Annotated in this window: 18 protein-coding genes; 16 read left to right on the top strand and 2 right to left on the bottom strand. The window is 54.9% G+C overall.

Annotated elements, in window-relative coordinates; genetic code table 11:
- Positions 1–7: 7 nt before the first annotated feature.
- Complete coding sequence (efp, locus tag B3M32_RS05625; RefSeq protein ID WP_290744107.1) at positions 8–592, top strand: elongation factor P; 585 nt, start codon at positions 8–10, stop codon at positions 590–592.
- A 200-nt stretch (positions 593–792) separates the two neighbouring features.
- On the top strand, positions 793–2,373 hold the full coding sequence (locus tag B3M32_RS05620; protein ID WP_290744106.1) for a carbohydrate-binding protein: 1,581 nt from the start codon (positions 793–795) through the stop codon (positions 2,371–2,373).
- Between the two features lie 35 nt (positions 2,374–2,408).
- On the opposite strand, the gene B3M32_RS05615 is transcribed toward B3M32_RS05620, so the two are convergent.
- Both B3M32_RS05615 and B3M32_RS05610 read right to left on the bottom strand, forming a co-directional pair.
- Positions 2,409–3,446 carry a hypothetical protein gene (locus B3M32_RS05615; RefSeq protein ID WP_290744105.1) on the bottom strand — a complete coding sequence of 346 codons (1,038 nt, stop codon included), beginning with the start codon at positions 3,444–3,446 and terminating at the stop codon, positions 2,409–2,411.
- Positions 3,383–3,802: a hypothetical protein gene (locus B3M32_RS05610; protein WP_173799400.1), complete on the bottom strand. Its 420-nt coding sequence runs from the start codon at positions 3,800–3,802 to the stop codon at positions 3,383–3,385. Before B3M32_RS05610 ends, B3M32_RS05615 begins: the two co-directional genes overlap by 64 nt.
- A 150-nt stretch (positions 3,803–3,952) precedes the next feature.
- Between B3M32_RS05610 and thiL the strand changes: the two genes are divergently transcribed.
- The 14 genes from thiL (at position 3,953) to B3M32_RS05540 (ending at position 19,221) form a co-directional block, all read left to right on the top strand.
- Positions 3,953–4,933 (top strand): thiamine-phosphate kinase, encoded by a 981-nt coding sequence (thiL, locus tag B3M32_RS05605; RefSeq protein ID WP_290744104.1) that lies wholly within the window; start codon positions 3,953–3,955, stop codon positions 4,931–4,933.
- 14 nt (positions 4,934–4,947) lie between these two features.
- Positions 4,948–6,864 carry a GspE/PulE family protein gene (locus B3M32_RS05600; protein WP_290744103.1) on the top strand — a complete coding sequence of 639 codons (1,917 nt, stop codon included), beginning with the start codon at positions 4,948–4,950 and terminating at the stop codon, positions 6,862–6,864.
- Positions 6,865–6,934: 70 nt separating this feature from the next.
- Positions 6,935–9,034: an FISUMP domain-containing protein gene (locus tag B3M32_RS05595; protein WP_290744102.1), complete on the top strand. Its 2,100-nt coding sequence runs from the start codon at positions 6,935–6,937 to the stop codon at positions 9,032–9,034.
- Positions 9,035–11,446 carry an ATP-dependent helicase gene (locus B3M32_RS05590; RefSeq protein ID WP_290744101.1) on the top strand — a complete coding sequence of 804 codons (2,412 nt, stop codon included), beginning with the start codon at positions 9,035–9,037 and terminating at the stop codon, positions 11,444–11,446.
- Positions 11,447–11,480: 34 nt separating this feature from the next.
- Entirely contained in the window at positions 11,481–11,768 is a 288-nt protein-coding gene (gene gatC / locus B3M32_RS05585) for an Asp-tRNA(Asn)/Glu-tRNA(Gln) amidotransferase subunit GatC (RefSeq protein WP_290744100.1), read from the top strand.
- Between the two features lie 29 nt (positions 11,769–11,797).
- Positions 11,798–12,511 carry a 3-deoxy-manno-octulosonate cytidylyltransferase gene (locus B3M32_RS05580; protein ID WP_290744099.1) on the top strand — a complete coding sequence of 238 codons (714 nt, stop codon included), beginning with the start codon at positions 11,798–11,800 and terminating at the stop codon, positions 12,509–12,511.
- A gap of 78 nt (positions 12,512–12,589) precedes the next feature.
- The gene (locus tag B3M32_RS05575) at positions 12,590–13,042 is read left to right on the top strand and encodes a ComEA family DNA-binding protein (protein ID WP_290744098.1); all 453 of its coding nucleotides are present in this window, start codon (positions 12,590–12,592) and stop codon (positions 13,040–13,042) included.
- Between the two features lie 57 nt (positions 13,043–13,099).
- Positions 13,100–13,993, top strand: coding sequence for a hypothetical protein (locus B3M32_RS05570; protein WP_290744097.1), 894 nt, complete (start codon positions 13,100–13,102; stop codon positions 13,991–13,993).
- Entirely contained in the window at positions 13,990–15,003 is a 1,014-nt protein-coding gene (locus B3M32_RS05565) for a hypothetical protein (RefSeq protein ID WP_290744095.1), read from the top strand. Before B3M32_RS05570 ends, B3M32_RS05565 begins: the two co-directional genes overlap by 4 nt.
- 3 nt (positions 15,004–15,006) lie before the next feature.
- The gene (rsmD, locus tag B3M32_RS05560; RefSeq protein ID WP_290744094.1) at positions 15,007–15,564 is read left to right on the top strand and encodes a 16S rRNA (guanine(966)-N(2))-methyltransferase RsmD; all 558 of its coding nucleotides are present in this window, start codon (positions 15,007–15,009) and stop codon (positions 15,562–15,564) included.
- A 20-nt stretch (positions 15,565–15,584) separates the two neighbouring features.
- Entirely contained in the window at positions 15,585–16,088 is a 504-nt protein-coding gene (gene coaD / locus B3M32_RS05555; RefSeq protein ID WP_290744093.1) for a pantetheine-phosphate adenylyltransferase, read from the top strand.
- A gap of 9 nt (positions 16,089–16,097) precedes the next feature.
- A complete protein-coding gene (locus tag B3M32_RS05550) occupies positions 16,098–17,003 on the top strand; it encodes a rhomboid family protein (RefSeq protein ID WP_290744092.1) in 906 nt (301 codons plus the stop codon).
- Positions 17,003–17,962 (top strand): adenosine kinase, encoded by a 960-nt coding sequence (locus B3M32_RS05545; RefSeq protein WP_290744091.1) that lies wholly within the window; start codon positions 17,003–17,005, stop codon positions 17,960–17,962. The genes B3M32_RS05550 and B3M32_RS05545 overlap by 1 nt, the downstream gene beginning before the upstream one ends.
- Positions 17,963–18,045: 83 nt before the next feature.
- Positions 18,046–19,221 carry a hypothetical protein gene (locus B3M32_RS05540; protein WP_290744090.1) on the top strand — a complete coding sequence of 392 codons (1,176 nt, stop codon included), beginning with the start codon at positions 18,046–18,048 and terminating at the stop codon, positions 19,219–19,221.
- Positions 19,222–19,250: the final 29 nt, after the last annotated feature.

Genomic DNA, 19,250 nt, shown 5'->3' with positions numbered 1-19,250 from the left:
GGATAATATGGGTACTGTAAGCACCAACGAATTCCGCAAGAAGTTAAAAATTATGGTCGACGGCCAGCCGTACGAAATCATCGAAAACCAGTTTGTGAAGCCGGGTAAGGGCCAGGCCTTTAACCGCGTCCGCATCAAGAACCTGGTGACGGGCCGCACGCTCGAACGCACCTGGAAGAGCGGCGACACGGTCGAAGAAGCCGAAGTGACCTACACCGAAATGACGTACCTCTACAACGACGGTGCTACTTGGTACTTCTTGAACAACGAAAATCAGGAAACCGAAGAAATCTCGAAGGATCACCTCAACGGCTGCGAAGTGTGGCTGCTTGACGGCGCTACCGTCGAAGTCACCTGGTGGAAGGACCCGAAGAGCGGCGATACCCTGCCTATCGAAGTGATTCCGCCGACCTTCGTTGACCTCATGATCATCGACGCTCCTCCGGCTGTGCAGGGCAACACCAGCGGTAACGTTCTCCGCGAATGCACCGTTGAAACCGGCGCCAAGGTGATGATTCCGCTGTTCATCGAGAACAACACCAAGATCCGCGTGGACACCCGCGACGGTTCTTACCTCGAACGCGCGAAATAAGACCGCTCGTTCGTCGTTTTGTCATGCCCGCGAAGGCGGGCATCTCCCTTTCGCCTCGTCCATGCGACGGGGCTTTTTATTTGAGGGCAGAGCCCTCCCTTGTCTACGCATGGACAATCTGTCTATAAAACAAGGGCGCTCCGGGCGCATTTTTCGCGTTTTGGAGGGTAGATTTAGAATGTTGTTTGAAAGGAGTATGTATGGGATTTTTTAAACAACTCACCCGGTTTACGTCCGTGGCGTGTTTCGCCGCGGGCTTTCTTGCGTTCGGAACCGCGCCTGCTGGTGCCGCTCCGGACCCGAATTTCCACATCTACATCGCGTACGGCCAGTCCAACATGGGCGGTACGGCGAACGCCGAGAACGCAGACAAGGTCGAAAACCCGCGTTTCAAGATTTTTGCGACGCAAAAGTGCTCGGGTAAGGGGCGCAACACCATCGGCGAGGTCTACCCGGCGGTGCCTTCGCTCTTTAACTGCGGCAACACGATTTCGATTGCCGACTGGTTCGGGCGCACGATGGCCGACAGCATGCCGGACGTGACCATCGGGATTATCCCGGTCGCGGTGGGTGGCGCAAGCATCAAGCTGTTCGACCAGGACCAATATGCGAGTTACCTCTCTACGGCGGAGGATTGGCTCAAGAACTACGCGAAGGAATACGCGAGCGACGGCAACGTCACCAAGACGATTATCGATATCGCGAAGAAGGCGCAACAGGTGGGCGTCATCAAGGGTTTCATCTTCCATCAGGGCGAAACCGACGGCGGCTACCCGGACTGGCCGAAAATCGTGAAGAAGACCCGCGACGATATCCTCAAGGCGCTCGACATGAGTTCCGATACGGTGCCGTTCGTGGCGGGCGAGCTCCTGCGTTCGGGCTGCTGCTATTCCGACCGCGTGTCGAAACTCCCGAACACGATGGACAATACTTACTACGCGTCGTCCGAGGGCCTTGGCGGCAATGGCGTGGACCGCTACCACTTCGGTCACGATGCCTACGTGACATTTGGCAAGCGTTATGCGGAACAAATGCTCAAGGCGGTGAACCGCGCTCCGGTGGTTCCCGAACCGCAAAAGCCGTTCAAGGACAAGCCGTTTGAAATTCCGGGCAAGATTGAGGCGGAAGACTTCGACATTCCGGGTGTCGGCTCGGGCAACGACTCCTACAAGGAAAACGATTCCGAAGACCATGGCGGTAGCAATTACCGCGAAGGTACGGGCGTCGACATTTACAAGAAGGCGACGGGCTACATCGTGGGCTACAACCAGGAAGGCGAATGGCTCGAATACACCGTGAACGTGAAGGATGCGGGCGAATATTCCTTCTACGCGTCGGTCGCATCCGCAAACGAGACTTCAGGCTTCCAGATGTCGCTCGACGGCAAGAACATCACGGAAGTAATCTCTGTCCCGAAAAACGAAGGCGAGGACAACTACGACGACTACAACAAGGTGCGGGCGACGGTGAACCTCCCTGCGGGCGAACACATATTGCGCTTTACGGTGACCGGTTCCTGGATGGACGTGGATTACTTTGTGTTCGGAGAAGACGAAATCGTTTGCGTTGACGGATGCTCTGACTTTATCAAACCCGCGCTATCGCACGCAGCCGGAGCCGAAAATTACAGCATCTTCGACATGAACGGCAACTATCTGGGAAAGGTGCGAGCCTCTGGAATGCAGGAACTCCGCGCCAGCGCGAAAGCTCTCGTGAAAACCGGCGGCACGTTCATCGCAAAATCCCGCGCAGGTTCTGCGACGATACGCGTGATGAGGTGATGGATCCTTCGACGCGATGCCTAGCGGCATCTTGCTCAGGATGACACGGCAGTTCTGAACACCCGGGCGACTTCGTCCGGGTTGTCGCTTTTTAGCCAGCTGTGCGTTTCTGTGCCGCGGTAGCTCCATGCAAAGATGTTGTCGATACCTGCGGCGCGACTTTCTTCGACGGCGATGGCCAAGTCGTTCTCGCGGCCCGCCTCGATCTGGTAGGCCTTCACCCACATCTGCACGGCCTTGCCGTACTTGGCGGCAACTTCTGTCAGCTTGCGAGCTGTCTCGGCGTATTTTTCGCGCACCCATTCTTCGGTGGCGCCACGTTCCCAGTACGGGTCGCTTGCCACTTCGTCTACGCTTTCAAGGCTTGCAACGCGGCCCCAGTCGTCAAGACCTGCGGGGAACCACGGCGGCAGCATGCAAACGCAGTTGCGCTTGCCGCGGGCGTGCACATCCTCGGTCATTTCCTTCAAGAAGTCGATGAGCGAATCCTCGCGGAATTTCTTCACGTCGTCCGTAAGTTCTGCGGGCATGTTGTACCCGAATTGCTTGCGGAATTTGACCTGGCATTTCTCGCAGCGGCAACTCCAGTTCTGGAGTCCGCCCTTCTCAAAATAAAAATGCGGTTCGTCCCAGAAAATCGTGCTTACTTTGGTCGCACAAACGGATTCAATCCACTTGTGCATGTAGGCGCGGAACTCCGGATGGTTCGGGCAGGCGGCCACCTTGGGCTTGCCGTCTAGCGCCACCTGGCACAAGTCGTGGTTGCGTGCGGTGAGTTCCGAATACGCCTCGCCGCCAAACACACGGCCTACACCCCACGGGTTCACGTAGACTGTCAGACCGAGCTCTGCGGAGCGGTCCACGATTTCCTTCATGGTGTCAAAGTAATATTGCTGGTCTTCTTCGCTCCAGGTGTGGAGCACCGCGTTGAATCCTGCGGCCTTGATGTCGGCCATGTCGGCAAGCGCATGCTTTGGCGAGCGCACTCCGAAATAGCTAACGCCCTTGATCATGTTTCTGCCCACTGCGGGGTCGGCGTACGGAGCAGAACCTGTTCCAGCGTCTCGTTCCACTCGTCCTCGTCGGCGGGGCGGCGGATCCAGTATAGGCTCCCGTCGCTCTTTTCGACGGGCATGTCGTCGGGGACAATTTCCACAATCCAGGATTCAGGAATCGCCTCGTGCAGTTTCTTGCTGAACTTGAGGTTTACGTCCTTGGCCCTGTCGGCGTGGTCGAATACGATGAGCGCGGGAGACTCGCCTTCGATGAGGGCGGTTTCCAGAATGTCCTGCGCGTCTTCGATGGAATTGCAGGTGTACATCGTGGCGTCGTCGGCCATGTCGTTCTGCAACAGCCAGCGGAGAGTCCATTGACTCATCTTGTCCAGGCTGCCTGGCGATGACGGCGTTATGAAGAATATGTGTCCCACGGGCGTAAAAATAGGTTATTTAGGGCGATTTGTGGATAAACAAAATGACCTATTTTTGCATTTTCTTCTCTATGACAAACTTGTAACCGACTTATCCACAGAAAATCGCCAAGATGTTTTTTCGGCCGGATAAATTGCTACATTCTAGACATGTTTCCAAACCTCGGCGAATTCAATCTTGTCTCGAAAATCCTCGAAAATCGCGTCGCCCTGACCGAACGTTCTCCCCAGTTTAGGGGGTGGCTCCCCGTCGGTGACGACTGTGCCATCTTTGACGGGTGGCTCGTGACCAAGGACCTCTCCGTGGAAGGGACCCATTTCCGCCTCGACTGGTCTTCGCCGGAGCAGGCGGTGGAAAAGCATATCGTCTCGAACGTCTCGGACATCTCTTCCATGGGAGGCCGCCCGCGCCTTGCGCTGTTTGGCCTGTGCGTGAACAAGAGCTGGAGCGCAGAAGTGCGCGACCGCGTGGCGAAGGCGGTATCGGAAGGCTTTGCGAAGCGCGGTATTACGCTGATTGGCGGCGATACGGTTGCGGGCGAGGTGGGCATGTTCTCCACGACACTCCTGGGCGAACAGGTGGCCGCGACTCCGCTCCTCCGCAGTAGCGCGAAGCCGGGGGATTCCCTTTACGTGACGGGCACGCTCGGCAAGTCGGCTGCCGGCCTGTGGCTGCTCATGAACCGCCCGGAAGACGCGCCGGAATTCCCCGAACTTGTGCGGTTCCACCTCTGTCCCGAAATCGACGAAAGCATGGGCGAGCGCCTGGTTCGCGCTGGCGTGGACGGGGCTTGCATGGACATAAGCGACGGGGTTTCCTCGGAACTGAACCATTTGGCGCTCTCGTCGGGCGTAAAAATCGAAATCCAGGAGGATTTGCTCCCCGTCGATGCGGAAGTGTGCCGCATGTCACGGCGGTATGGCCTAAATCCGCTTGATTTCGCCATGAATGGCGGGGAGGAATACGGACTTTTGTGTTCTGTTTCTTTCAAAAATGATATATTTCAGTTAGATAGTGTCCCCGGGGACGTCACCAGGATAGGCTCGGTTAGCGAAGGCGCCGGTGTGTTCATGGCCCGTCCGGACGGAGAAAAAGTTTCAGTTAACGCGCAGGCTTGGTCGCATTTATGATATCGAATACAAAAATGAATTTAGGGGAGTTGCTGCTTCGCCAGGGTGTTCTGGACGAAGACCAGTTGAACCACGCCGTATCGGAACACAAGCGTACGGGAATGGCCTTGGCCAAGATTCTCATCCGTTTGGGAATGGTCAGCGAAGATACCCTCACGAGCATTTTGGGTGTGCAGATGCAGTCTGCGACCAAGATGCGTATCGGCGAGATGCTCCTCGCGCAGAAGTACATCACCCGCGAACAGCTGGAACAGGCCCTTGAAACGCAGAAGAATACGGGCAAGCGCCTTGGCCGTACTCTGGTGGATTTGGGATTCATGCCCGAAGAACGCCTTATTGAAATTCTCTCGAGGCAGTTCGAAGTCCCCTATGTAAAACTCGACAGTTTTGCGATCGACCCGGAAGCGTACACCTACCTGCCCGAAGACCTTTGCAAGGCGTACAAGGTGGTGCCGCTGTTTGTCTCCAAGTCCGAAGACGATCGCAGGATAATCCGCGAATCCTTGACGCTCGCGATGACCGACCCCACCAACATGCGTGTCATCAACATCGTGAAGTTCAAGGTCAAGATGGAAGTGGACGTGGTGATGGCGTCCGATTCCGACGTGCAGAAGGCCATCGAACGCGTGTTTGCCGGCCACGGCTCTCAGGAAGAATCCCTTGCCGAATTGATTAGCGAGACCAAGGACGGCGAGGAACTCGAGACCGTCGAACGCGGTCAGGGCGGTAATGACGAGCCCGAACTGAGCGACGAAGAAGGCCGCGCGGTCGTGAAGATCGTGACGACGCTTATCCACGAAGCCATTGCCCGCCATGCTTCCGATATTCACCTGGAGCCGCAGGAGACGTTCCTCAAGCTCCGCTACCGCATTGACGGTGACCTGCAGGTGCAACCGCCTATTCCGGCGCGCCTTATGCCGCAAATCCTTTCGCGTATCAAGCTCCTTTCCAAGATGGACATCGCCGAAAAGCGTAAGCCTTTGGACGGCCGCTTTACCGTGCGTTACAAGGGTGCCGAAGTCGACCTTCGTGTGAGCTCGTTCCCGATTTCTTTGCGTAAGCGCGGCGTTTGCGAAAAGATCGTTATGCGTATCTTGGACCCGAACTCGGGTCAGTTCCCGCTGAAGGACATGGGCTTCGACCCGCGCGTTCTCAAACAGTTCATCGACGCGATTAACGCTCCTAACGGCATTGTGCTGGTGACCGGTCCGACGGGTTCCGGTAAGTCTACCACGCTTTACGCTTCTATTCGTGAAATTCTTGACAGTACGATTAACATTTCTACCATGGAAGACCCGGTCGAATTGAATATCGACGGCGTTAACCAAGGACAAATTAACAATGCGGCGGGCTTTACCTTCGCCGCGGGCATCCGTGCCTTGCTCCGTCAGGACCCGGACGTCATCATGATCGGTGAAATGCGTGACCAGGAGACATCGTCCATGGCTATCGAAGCCGCCTTGACGGGTCACTTGGTCTTCAGTACGTTGCATACAAACGATGCTGCCGGTGCATTCCCCCGTCTGTTGGAAATGGGCCTGGAACCGTTCCTTGTGTCTACCGCTATCAAGGGCGTGCTTGCCCAGCGTCTTGTGCGCCGAATCTGCAAGTACTGCAAGGAACCTGTGGAAATCTCGCAGGCCATGCGCGACGAGCTCCACCTGTCTCCTGAAATGCAGTTCTATCACGGCCGAGGCTGTGAAAAGTGCGACGGTTCCGGTTACAAGGGCCGTTGCGGTATCTACGAATTCCTGGTGCCGAACGAGACGGTGCGTAACCTCATCATCAAGCGTTCTTCGGGCGACGTCATCAAGCGTGCCGCCATGAAGGAATGCGGCATGATTACGCTGCGTATGGACGGTATCCAGAAGGCCCTGGATGGTCACACCACGCTCGAACAGGCCGTGGGCGCATCCGCTGCCGACGATTAGTTTTTGACACAAGATTGACGCAGATAAATTCTATATTTGCAGGAGTGCTTTTATAGGGGGATTTATCTGAATGACATCGAAAAATCTGTTTTTGTTCTTGGCTGTAGCGGGGCTTGTCCCGTTTATGGCTCAGTCGTGTTCTAACGGAACATATGTCGATGGCGAGGATTTTACCGATATTTCGGAAAATTCATCTTCCCTGTTGTCTTCTTCTTCGGAAACGTCCTCTTCCGATTTGGAAAAGCCGAGTTCTTCTAGCCAGGACTCTACGGAAATGGCCAAGTGGCCCAAAGACAGCGTCTTCGATCTCTCCGGCTTTATCAGCAGGGGCATGCCCAAGGTCGGTTCTCCGGTCTTGGTAGAGGAACTGGACAGTGCCTTGAACAAGACGGGGGTCAAGTATACGGGTGTCGTGGATTCTTCGGGGCATTATGTCGTACGTGATGTGAAGTTCTCTTCGCCGCACGTACTTGTTTCGACAAGCGCGCCTACGATTCCGCTGTGCTATGAAGATGACCGCTATGAGCCCACCTATGTCGATGCGTTGCTCGATTTGCGTCAGGGAACCGATGCGAATTTGAATAGCCTTACCACGCTGCAGACTATGACTATCTTGGGGCTCGTCCGTAACGGGATGGACGTTGAACAGGCCAGGAAGAAGGCTTACGATGATCTTCGCGGACTGTTCCTGATGGATTCGGTAAGTCTGCGGTTCGAACAGATGAACCTGGTGCAAAACATTGAAGGGAACTTCTATTTGCTGGGTGTCGAAACCATGTCGCCCGTTTACGAATTCACCCAAGCGTATGACCGGGAAAACTTCAAGGAGCTTATCCTGGCCGATTCCTATTTCGGCGAGTACTGGCGTACCGCCCACGGGAAACTGGATGACAATGACTGCTTTAAGCTGGAAGCCCATGTGAAGAGCTGGAAGTACACGGCCCTGATCGGCAAGGCGAAGGAATACCTGAAGACAATCAACGAAACCAAGATGAACTTCGGGGATTGCGGTCGCGATAACTATGGAGTGGTGAAAAAGCCTTTCTATTCTAAGGATTCTTCGGATAGCTACCAGTATTTCTGCGATTCGACCCATTGGATTATGATGACCAAGTTCAACTGCCATATGCCGATGCAGATGTACATCGATACGCTCCCGGCCGGCGAGATGGGTGAAATTATCAAGGCACCATATTGCACAGATGAATATTTCAAGTACATCGGATTCTGGAAACGTGCTGACCAGCTGGATGTCGGCCTGAAAACGGCCTGTTACGAAGGGACGAAGGACCTTTACATGTCCAGCGGCCGTAAGTGCTACTACTGTGGCGGTAGTTCGTGGAGCGAACCCCTGCCCCGGTATGTCGACTGTGATACGGTTCTGCATGTCTGCGAGAAAGCGGGCGAGGTGTTCAAGGGCATTATAAATCCGGACAGCAACTATGTCTGCGAAAATTCCAAGCCCAGAAAATTCAACAGCCGTGAAAACGCTTTCAACCTGGCCTGTGTCGCATCGACAGAAAAGCAATCCTTCACGGTGGGCAAGACGACGTTTACCTGCGATCAGGGAACGTGGACTGTAGAATCGGGGACCGACGAAGAAAATACGCTGGTCGATACCCGTGACGGGAAAACGTACCGTACGGTGGGCCTGGGAGATCAGCGCTGGATGGCCGAGAACCTGGATTACTACGATACGCTCACCACCGCGGCGCTTGCGGGCAGCATTTTCAGGGCTTCGCGGACGCCGGATACTTCTGTCACGCTGTACAAGGGAAAAGTCGCGCTGATGGACGATATCTGCCCCAAGGGCTACCATGTTCCCTCCGTGGACGAATGGCAGGCATTGGGCCGTTTTGCAGAAAAGTATGGACTCGATACGAATTTGGTCATGTCCTTGACTTCTCGCAAGTATGTTAAGACAGAATTGAATTGGAAGATGTATCCTTACGACCAGTTCGGTTTCTCCCTTCAGATGATGGGCTATATCGCTTCGAAGGGCGAACACGTGCATTACGGGGAATCGGCGTACTTGTGGGCGTCGGATCTTCAGGACGGCAGCAACCTTATGGTCCATGCGGATGCGACCAAGGATAGCCTTGTGTTCATAAAGTCCTCGCTTGATGCAATTCATTCTGCAATCCGTTGCGTAGAAGATTCGGAGCAATAAATGGCGAATATCGTCGATGCTGGTGTCCTTGACCGGGAATTGAATCCGGAACAGTCTGCCGCTGCAAAGAAAATTGATGGCCCCATGCTGATTCTGGCGGGTGCCGGTTCGGGAAAGACCCGTGCAATCACTTACAAGATTGCCCACCTGGTCTCGTGTTATGGCGTTGAACCCGACAGGATTCTCGCGGTGACGTTCACGAACAAGGCCGCCCGCGAGATGACGGGGCGTATCCAGACTTTGCTCGATACGCCGATGCGTTTCGCATGGATGGGAACGTTCCATTCCGTGTGTCTGCGCATGCTCAAGATGTGCCTCAACAGGGACTTCGTGCTCAGGGAATTTGGCGGACAGTGGTACGATGGCAATTTCTCGATTTACGACGATGACGACCAGAAACGCCTGCTGAAGCAGATTCTCAAGGAAGACCTGGGCGACGATTGCGATGCCGCCGAAATCAAGCGCGTACACGGGGCGATTTCGCGTTACAAGAATACGGTACTCTACGAACATGGTTCCGCGGTGTTGCAGACTCCCGAAGTGGCGATGGCCAGGGCCGAATTCGCCGATGAAGAACGCCGTGCCCGCTACTACGCTGAATACCAGAAGCGTTTGCGTGAATCGAACGCGATGGACTTCGACGATTTGCTTTTCAATACGGTGCTCATGCTGCAGAAGGTACCGAAACTGGCCGAGCAGCTGGCGTCCCGCTTCCGGTATGTTGTCGTGGACGAATACCAGGACACGAACGATGTGCAGTACGAACTGTTGAAGTTGCTGATCAACGAAGACAATAACGTGACGGTGGTGGGCGACGACGACCAGAGCATTTACGGCTGGCGTGGTGCGAACATCAAGATTATCCGCAACTTCCATCGCGACTTTGCCCCGGTGACGATTGTAAAGCTAGAACGCAACTACCGCTCCACGAGCAATATCGTGAAGGGCGCGGGCTCCGTGATTGCGCATAACATCCGCCCCGCCGAAATGGAGAAGAAGGTCTTCTCGAAAGAAGAGGCGGGCGACCCGATCCGCGTGCGCCACATGATGGACGACCGTACCGAAGCCCAGCAGATAGCGGAATTCATTCGTAATGCGGGTGTCGATAATTACGCGAAGACGGCAATCTTTTACCGTACCAACGCACAGTCCCGCGTGATTGAAAAGGCGCTTAACGACGTGCGCATACCTTCGGTCATTTTCGGTGGCACCCGATTCTGGGACCGCAAGGAAATCAAGGACATCCTCTCTTACTTACGTCTGCTCGCCAACGAAAAAGACGATGCTGCCCACCTGCGCGTCATCAATACGCCGCCCAGGGCTATCGGCAAGACATCCGTCGAGACGGTCCTTTCTCGAGTCCGTAACGGCGAAGGCAATTTCTGGCAAGTGCTTTTGGCCGAGGCGAACGGTGCGGGCCGTGCTGCCCCGAAACTCAAGGTATTTACCGACTTGATCCAGTCGTGGAAAGAATTGCTGAAGGCGGGCGAGACTCCGCTCCCGATTCTTGCCGAGCGGATTATCGCCGATACGGGCTATAAGGAATTCTTGCGCAAGGATGACGAACTCACTGCCGACGAGCGCATCGCGAACATCGACGAAATGGTGAACGCCATCCGTGAATTCGACGAAGATCACCAGGATGCGACCCTGGACGCCTTCTTGCAAGATATCTCGCTCTTGACCGATGCCGACAAGAAGGTCGACGATTCCAAGGGGGCGGTGACGCTCATGACCATCCACATGGCGAAGGGCCTGGAATTCAATACCGTGCATATCGCCGGCTGTGATGACGGCATTTTCCCGCTCATTCGCGAAACGTCGATGCTTTCGCCCAAGGAAGGCCGTGAACAGCTGGAAGAAGAACGCCGCCTGTTCTACGTGGGCTGTACCCGCGCCGAAAAAAAACTTTATCTGTACCATGCGGAACGCCGTTTCTTCCAGGGGACTATCCGCCCGTTCGCCCCGTCGCGGTTCCTCAAGGAACTCGACCCGTCGGTGGTGGAGTTCACGCCGTGCATCGATACGCGCTCGAACGATACCTACATATCTTCTTCCGGATTGCGTTATAACAAGCCTCCGCAGATGGGACCCCGTTCTGGTGGTTTCAGCCGTCCCGCTTCGGTGCCGCCGTCCATACGCAAGAACGACCAGCGCATTGTCTACCGCAATCCCATCAAGGTTACGCCCCCCAAGCCCGCTGTCCCGAGCGGCCCGCGCATCGTGTACGACGAGTATAGCGAGAATCCGTATCATCCGGGAGTGCGCGTACGCCATTTCAAGTATGGAGTGGGTACGATTGTCCGTTGCAGCGGGACTGGCGACAATGCCCGCGTGGACGTGCGCTTCAACGGCGATAATGCCGTAAGGACGATTATTTTGAAGTACGTTTCCCTGGAAATCGTCGGATAATTTGCTATCTTGTTCTTGTAACTAACGAGGAATTATGCTCGAACGTGAAGATGTTTTGAAACTGGCGAAGCTTTCGAGGCTCGAAGTCGCCGACGGCGATATCGATTCCGTGAAGGGGCACTTGGACAAGATGCTCGACCACATGGAAGCCCTGAAGGCTCTCGATCTGTCCAACGTTGAACCGATGACCGCCGTGGACAACGGCGCCACCATCCTCCGCGAAGATGTCCCCGTGCAGGGATTCTCCCTGGACCAGGCATTCGCGAACGCCCCCGCTGTCGAAAACGACCATTTCGCCATTCCGAAGGTTATCGGCGGCTAAAGCACGGCCTTTGCGCCCTTATTGATTTTATGACTGCAGTTCACTGCATCGTACCCGCACGTATGGGGTCTTCTCGGTTTCCTGGGAAGCCCCTTTTTAGACTGTGCGGCAAGGAAATGATTGTCCGGACGCTGGAACGAGCTGCGCTTGCCGGCTGTTTCGAAAGCATTGTCTGCGCTACGGACAGTGAAGAGATTGCCCGTGTCGTTACCGCCGCCGGGTTCCGCGCCGTCATGACCGGCCCTGCCGCCACGGGGTCTGACCGCGTGGCCGAGGCGGCCCGTATTTTGAATCTCGACCTGGTGGTGAACCTCCAGGGGGACGAACCCCTGGTGGAGCCTGCCGTGCTCCGTGCGGTGGCACAAGACCTTGCCGCGCACCCGGACTGCTGGGTGACGGTGGCCTGCCCGCTCAATCCGGCGGAGGCCGGGCTCAAGACGGTCGTGAAAGTCAAGGTCCAGGATGGCCTTGCCGTCGATTTCACCCGCGTAGTTCCCCCGGAGGAGGCTCTGCGCTGGTTCCAGCATCAAGGGATTTACGCCTATTCCAGGCGCTCCCGCGATGAATTCTCCTCCTTGCCGCAGTCCCCGGTGGAACTGGAGCGCTCGCTCGAGCAGATGCGCATCTTGGGCCTACGCCCCATACGCATTGTAGAAAGTTCTTACCCGAGCATCTCTGTGGACGTGCCATCCGACGCGGAAGCGGTGGAGGCCTTGATACATGAACGTAAGCTAGAAGGATAAATTCCATGATTTATCAAAATGCAAGGCTTGCTTCTTGTATGCTACATCCGGTACGAACCTTGTTGAAGGCGGTGCCGGATGAACTCTGCTGAGAAGAATGTCCTGTTTATTGCCGTCGCCCTGTTTATCGTGGGGCTTGCCTACCGGTTTATACCGTGGGGGTTGCCCGCTATCGAGCAGGTGGAGGTCGTTACGGCTGCCGAAACCCCTGCCCGTACCGAAATTACAGATAAAGTAATTGCCAGTGAAGAGGTTGTGGCCGGGATCGACGATTCCGGTTCCGTCCAGAAGAAAAAACGCTCCAAGAGGCAAAAAAAGAAGGGCAAGGTGGTCCGCCTTCCGGTCCATATCAATGCCGCCGGGATAGACGAACTTTGTGCCCTGAAGGGGGTCGGACCCAAGCTCGCGGAGAAGATAATTGCCTTTCGGGAGCAAAATGGACCGTTTTTGGGCCCCGGAGACCTCGAAAAAGTGCCCGGAATAGGCAAGAAAAAGGCGGAGGGTATACTCCAGGGGGTAATTTTTGATTAGTTTTAGGGGGTACAACTTTCATAAGTCGTTGAGTATATGAGTGATACGAAGATTTACATGGGTATTGAGGTAGGTGACGCCTCCCTGAAAGTGGCCCTCCTGGACTCCGCCGAAAGGCGTGTCCTGAAGACGGCCGTCCTCGAGACGGAGACGAGCCCCATCGATGACATCTACACGTTCGAGACGGTCCTCCAGACATGGATGGATTCCAGCCAAGTCGAAAACGTGGAGGCCATATCGGTTGCCATTCCGGCCTTCCGCTCCATTATCCGGCAGGTCTATGTGCCGGCGGAGGCGGCTTCGCATCTGGACGAATACCTTCAGTGGTACCTGGGACTTATCACGAATGCCGAAAAAGGTGCGTATGTCGTTGACTACAAAGTCTTAAGCGGTAATTCGAGCCTGGGCCTGACCGTACTTCTTATCGCGGTCCGCCGTCAGTGGGTGGATGCCCTGCGCAAGGGTTTCCGCAGCAAGGCTCTCGCGCCCAAGGCTATGGAAGTGGATGTGCTTTCGTTGTTGAACCTGATGGATGTGGCAGAAGGCATCAAGGACATGCAGTGCGTCATCAAGGCGGACTTCATGGGCGTTACCATGATGTGGCTTTCCAAGGACAACCTGCAGGGCCTGCGTTGCGTGTCGACCTTGCCTCTCGTGAACAAGTCTCGTGAAGAAGCTTACGAACTTCTTGCCAAGGAAGTCATGAACCAGATTAACCTTGCCAAGGACGAGAATGCCGCTCTGGATATCCACCAGATAAACATTTGCGGCGAGCTTGCCCAGGATCCGCTGTTTGTGGAAGACCTTCGCAAGAGCTGCCCGGACTACCAGTTGGCTTTGATGGATTCCTTCTCCAACCTCCGACTTCCGGTGGAGGAACAGGATTCCGCTGCGGTCCTTTGCTGCGCCGGAGCCATTGGAACGGCCCTTAATGTGATGGAGGGTGTATGATTCGCCTGAACCTGATTGATGCTGCAGAACGCGAGTCCCTGATTAGCAACGTGAACCCGGTTCACGTGACGGATGTTTCCGCACAGGTCAAGACATCCAAGAAGAAGGCCTTGATAGGCTTCTTGTCTTTCCTGTTGGTCTTTGTTGTCTTTAGTTGTTTCCTCAGTGTCTTTGGAGTTCCCAAGCCGTTGCATGGCGCTCTCCCGAGTCAGTATCTCGACTTGATCGGTGCCGAAGACCCGAGCCGTTCTGCCTTGACCTTGAGTTCCGGTCAGACGACCACCGCAGGTGGTTCGCTCGAAGCCCAGATTGCCGAAGCGAACGAAGCTATCAGGCGTCGTGAAGCCCTTACGGTAAACCAGGTGGTGGGCGAGGTGAACCCGACTGTGCTGTTTAACAACAAGCGCACGGATTACACGCAGTTCCTTCCGATGGAAAAGGTCTCGTTCCTGCGTACGGCTGTGGCCCAGTTCCTGACATTCTTGAACACGGCGTCTCCGGACGATGTCGGATTCTCGGACTGCGTGTTCCAGGCTCCGAATTTCTACTACCTGCGCGGTGTTGCCGCCAAGCCCACTTCCCAGCGAAACTTCCTGGAACGCGTGAAGACGGTGAGCTCGGAATTCAAGACTCCACCCATACCGGAAAACGCTCCGGCTACCGATATTACGGCGTTCGGCAAGTTCAACGTGACAAACGTGAACATGAATGCGGTGACCCGATTTGTCCCGGCAAAGGACCTGGTCGAAGAAATCAAGAGCCTCAAGGCGTTGGCTAGTTCGAACAAGGTTGTCTTGAATGGCTTGGATAAGCCTGTTGTCGAAGACTTCGGCGTTTACAAGCGCTATGCCTACCAGGTGTCTTCTACCTGCGACTATCCGGATCTCCAGCTGTTCATGGTGGCCTTGGCAGAATCGCCGATCCGTGCCGCCGTGCAGAAGATGGAACTGAAGTTCGTGAAGAAGAACATGCAGACATCGATGCGCATCGAGATGTTTGTCGCTCCGTAAAATATGCCGATTCGCATTACTGGTGGAATGTTAAGGGGACGCAATGTCCCCTCTCCAGAAACATCTAAGACCAGACCGACGGGCTCGCGTACGCGCGAAGCTCTCTTCAATATTTTGCAGGGAGTGGAAGGCTTCCGCATGCTCGACCTTTTTGCGGGAACGGGTATCATGGGCATCGAGGCTTTGAGCCGCGGGGCCGCAAGCGTTGTCGCTGTCGAAATGGCGCATAGCCAGGCACGTCTCGTGTATCAGGCGTATAAGGTGCTGTCCTTGGAAAAGCAAATTACTTTATACGAAAAGAACGCGTTGACACTGGACCGCGAAACTGTTTGCGGGGAAGGCGGCTTTGACCTGGTCTATGCCGACCCTCCGTTCAAGGATATGGAATATCCGGACCTGCGCAAGTTTTGGGAATGGCTGAATCCCGGTGGCGTAGCCGTATTCGAAGCCCCGAGCCGCAATTTGCCCGCATGGGTCAAGGAAGCCTCCGACGCAGGAACCGTGCAGGTCCGCCGCTACGGCGAATCCTCGCTGGTGATTTACAGGGCGCCTGCGACGTAACTATTAACTATATTTAGGGTATGCAAAAAATCGCCGTATTCGCCGGGTCTTTTGACCCGTTTACCGTGGGCCATCTGGACATTGTCGCGCGGGCGTCCAGCCTGTTCGACGAACTGTACGTGCTCCTTGCGGTGAATGCGTCCAAGAAGAACCTCTTTGACGAAGCTGCCCGTGCAGAGATGGCGCGCAAGGCGGTTGAAAATATCCCGAACGTGAAGGTGGATTGCTTTGACGGCCTGACGGTCGATTTCGCGAAGCGTGTCGGTGCGAAGTACCTGGTGCGCGGCATCCGGGGCGCTGCCGATGTGGAATACGAACAGACGGTCGCCTGGAACAACAAGGTGCTTTGTCCGGAAATCGAGACGGTATTCCTGTCGAGCGCACAGGAACATTTGGCAGTGAGCAGCTCGGTGGTGCGTGAACTCTTGAAGGCCGGCATTGCAAAAGATGAAGAAGGCCACAAGTTGCTCGCGAAGTATGTGCCCGAGGCTGTCGTTCCCATGGTTGTTGAAAAATGTAGATGAAGTTGACCTATGAGACCTTTTCGATTCCTACCTAAAATCCTTCGCGTACTGCTGATTGTCAACACAGTGATTTTCGGCCTCGCCTTTGTGGGCGGCAGCCTTCTCGGCCTGCACTTGAATATTCCCGGTTTTGGCGATGCGAACGTACGCGAATACATCGCCTACCTGGGGGCTTTCTGGCCGTTTGCGCCGGAACAGGCTTGGCGTTTTGTCACATACATGTTTGTCCATGTGGATTTCTGGCATTTTTTGTTCAATATGCTGATGCTCTGGATGTTCGGCAGCGAAGTCGCCGACATGATGGGGAGCAAGCATTTTTCGGGAATGTACTTTTTCTGCGGAATCTTTGCCGCGGTGTTCAGCCTTGCAATGTATTGGCTTGGCATGACGAACGCCCCGATTATCGGTGCGTCTGGCGCCTTGATGGGCATATTCGTCGCATACTACAAGTTTTTCCCGAACCGTATGCTTTTGATGTTCTTCTTTTTCCCGATGCGCATCAAGTACGCAATGTGGTTCATGGTGGCGGTCGACGTGCTCATGGCACATTCCAGCGATGGCGTAGCCCACTTTGCCCACCTGGGCGGCGTCGTGGGCGGATTCCTCTACATGCATTTCTATGAACGTACCCTGCGGAACGGGCACGTAGGCATGGAAGGCTTTTTCGATGCAGTCAAGCGCAAGGCGCAGCGCTCCAGGTTCCGCATGGAAGATGGAGGCCGCACTGGCTCTGCCGAGAAAGCACCCGAAGACAGACCTCTGGAAGGCGAAGTCTTTTACGTGGATGAACAGAAGAGGATGGATGAAATCCTCAAGAAGGTGAGCAGTGAAGGGATCAATTCCCTGACCGATGCGGAACGTCAATTTTTACTGCGGGCGGGCGACAAGCTCCGCCGTCGCAGGGGAGGCTTGTGATGAAAAAAGTTTTAGGTATGGGCGCTGCCCTCGTCGATATTCTTGCAAACGTAGATGACGCCTGGATTGAATCGCAGGGCGTGCAGAAGGGCGGCATGAACATGGTTGACTGGCCGCAGATGGAAAAATTCCTTGCGGCGCTCAAGAATCCCTTGCGCGTACCGGGAGGCTCGACCTGCAACACGATGGTCGGACTTTCGCGCCTGGGAGGCAAGGCCGCCTTCATTTCGAAGATTGGTGACGACGAACTTGGCAAGCTTTTCCAGGAACACCTGAAGAACAATGGCGTGGAATCGAAGCTCGGCATTTCGGATGCCGCGACAGGCTGCGTGTTTTCTGCAGTGACTCCCGATGCCCAACGTTCTATGTGGACATATCTCGGGGCGTCCGATTTCCTCGGAAGCGACGACTTTGTGCCGGCGCTCTACGATGGCGTGGGCCTGCTCTATGCCGAAGGCTACCGCGCTTTCAATGCGGACTGTTTCAAGAAATCGTTTACGCTTGCCCGTAGCCTTGGTGTAGAAACGGCTCTCGATTTCAGCAGTTTCGGCGTGGTGGATGCCTGCCGCAAGACTTTCGATGAACTCTTTGAACAGAAAATGATCGACATCATCATCGCGAACGAGGACGAGGCCTTTGCCTATGCGGGCGTCAAGGAAGAAGCCGCTCTCGATGTCCTTGCGAAAAAGGCTAAAGTCGCGGTGGTGAAAATCGGCAAGCGTGGCGCCCTGATTGCCAAAGACGGCCAGGTGACCCGTGTACAGGCTGGCCCCGCAAAGGCTATCGATACCACTGGTGCCGGCGACCTGTGGGCGTCGGGATTCCTGTACGGCTACATGAACGGCTGGGATATGGAACGCAGCGGCAACCTCGGAAGCGTCGTTAGCAACGAGGTGGTGCAGGTCATGGGCGCCCAGATTCCCGAAGACGGCTGGAAAAGAATCCTCGGAACGTTCTAAATCACATTTCGGGGGCTAAAATGCCTCGCGAACTTCCTTTGACGCGTAAATCAGTATATATTTATGGCGTATAAGGAGGTTGTATGCGTTATCTCAAGGTTGCATTTTTCCTGCTGGCCTTTGCGTCGGCGATGGCCCTGGCCCAAGGCTCCGGTGAAGCCACTTTTATCCGCAATGTATGCGATTCCCTGCTGAACACGAAAGTGACCTTGATTGCGAAATCCATTGACGAAAGTAACTGGTACGGCAATCCGCAAGGCAATGTCAACAACTGGAAAACCGATTCCGTTAAAACGAAGACGCATGCTTCTTACAATACTTTGAAATTGGCGCTCAGTGACTATGCGCAATTCACTGTGCCGTATTCTATTACGGCCAATTGCTATGAGACAAAGGGCAATACTTATGATTACCTGACTTGGGAAAGGGACCATTGGTACAGGGATACCATAAAAAACTATGCCACGTATATTTACGACTCCCATAATGTAAAAAGCATCGGGACTTATGATTCTACAAATGCGAACAATTTCTTGGCTATGGCTCAGAATAAGCTCCCGGATGACGATGCCTTTGGCCCGGGAGAAATCCTAGTCTCAAGACCTTTCGAGCTGAATTTTGAATGGTGGTTTGTCGGACTGAGGTATGAACTCGTATACGACTCCATTATAGATGGAGTGACGAATAGGGTTACCCGGTCTAAATTTACCGGAGCTGTGGCGTACGACTCCCTGACCGCCTTTAGGGCGGCCAAAAGCGCAATGGATCAAAAAGCGCCGATTCCCGATACGATCAAGACAATCCGCATTCAGACGGTCAAGGTGACCTTGGTGGATTCCAGGAAATTGAATTCTCCCTCGGAATCTTCGAGTTCCGTAGAACCGCCAAAGTCGAGCTCTTCTGAAACACCGAAATCCAGTTCTTCGGAACCGCCGAAGTCGAGTTCTGCGGACAAGCCGAAGTCCAGTTCTTCGCAGGGCACGAATCCCGGTACCTCGAGTTCTGCGGACAAGCCGAAGTCCAGCTCTTCGCAGGGCACGGATCCCGGTACCTCGAGTTCTACAGACAAGCCGAAATCCTCTTCGGGTGACTCTTCTCCGATTCCTGTTGTCCGGTCCGAAATGGAACGCGACGAGATTGTCGAAGTCCGCCGCCTGGACGGTTCTGTCGTGAAGAATTTCCGGGCCGAAAGGCCGGGAATCTACTACGTGCGTACTGCGGGCGGCATTTGGCTGAAGAAGGTCGTTTTGCCGAAATAGGCTAAAGTGGTCTTATAAGGCTAATTTGC

It is taken from the genome of Fibrobacter sp. UBA4309 (genome assembly GCF_002395745.1).
GTDB lineage: Bacteria > Fibrobacterota > Fibrobacteria > Fibrobacterales > Fibrobacteraceae > Fibrobacter.
Note: the sequence above shows the minus strand (reverse complement) of the source record. Positions and strands in the feature narration are given on the sequence as shown.

Coding starts and splice junctions, on each gene's coding strand:
- B3M32_RS05550 (WP_290744092.1), top strand. CDS start 16,098: ATGAGACCTTTTCGATTCCTACCTAAAATCCTTCGCGTACTGCTGATT.
- gatC (WP_290744100.1), top strand. CDS start 11,481: ATGCTCGAACGTGAAGATGTTTTGAAACTGGCGAAGCTTTCGAGGCTC.
- B3M32_RS05590 (WP_290744101.1), top strand. CDS start 9,035: ATGGCGAATATCGTCGATGCTGGTGTCCTTGACCGGGAATTGAATCCG.
- efp (WP_290744107.1), top strand. CDS start 8: ATGGGTACTGTAAGCACCAACGAATTCCGCAAGAAGTTAAAAATTATG.
- B3M32_RS05580 (WP_290744099.1), top strand. CDS start 11,798: ATGACTGCAGTTCACTGCATCGTACCCGCACGTATGGGGTCTTCTCGG.
- thiL (WP_290744104.1), top strand. CDS start 3,953: ATGTTTCCAAACCTCGGCGAATTCAATCTTGTCTCGAAAATCCTCGAA.
- B3M32_RS05575 (WP_290744098.1), top strand. CDS start 12,590: ATGAACTCTGCTGAGAAGAATGTCCTGTTTATTGCCGTCGCCCTGTTT.
- B3M32_RS05595 (WP_290744102.1), top strand. CDS start 6,935: ATGACATCGAAAAATCTGTTTTTGTTCTTGGCTGTAGCGGGGCTTGTC.
- B3M32_RS05545 (WP_290744091.1), top strand. CDS start 17,003: ATGAAAAAAGTTTTAGGTATGGGCGCTGCCCTCGTCGATATTCTTGCA.
- B3M32_RS05620 (WP_290744106.1), top strand. CDS start 793: ATGGGATTTTTTAAACAACTCACCCGGTTTACGTCCGTGGCGTGTTTC.
- coaD (WP_290744093.1), top strand. CDS start 15,585: ATGCAAAAAATCGCCGTATTCGCCGGGTCTTTTGACCCGTTTACCGTG.
- B3M32_RS05565 (WP_290744095.1), top strand. CDS start 13,990: ATGATTCGCCTGAACCTGATTGATGCTGCAGAACGCGAGTCCCTGATT.
- B3M32_RS05600 (WP_290744103.1), top strand. CDS start 4,948: ATGAATTTAGGGGAGTTGCTGCTTCGCCAGGGTGTTCTGGACGAAGAC.
- rsmD (WP_290744094.1), top strand. CDS start 15,007: ATGCCGATTCGCATTACTGGTGGAATGTTAAGGGGACGCAATGTCCCC.
- B3M32_RS05570 (WP_290744097.1), top strand. CDS start 13,100: ATGGGTATTGAGGTAGGTGACGCCTCCCTGAAAGTGGCCCTCCTGGAC.
- B3M32_RS05540 (WP_290744090.1), top strand. CDS start 18,046: ATGCGTTATCTCAAGGTTGCATTTTTCCTGCTGGCCTTTGCGTCGGCG.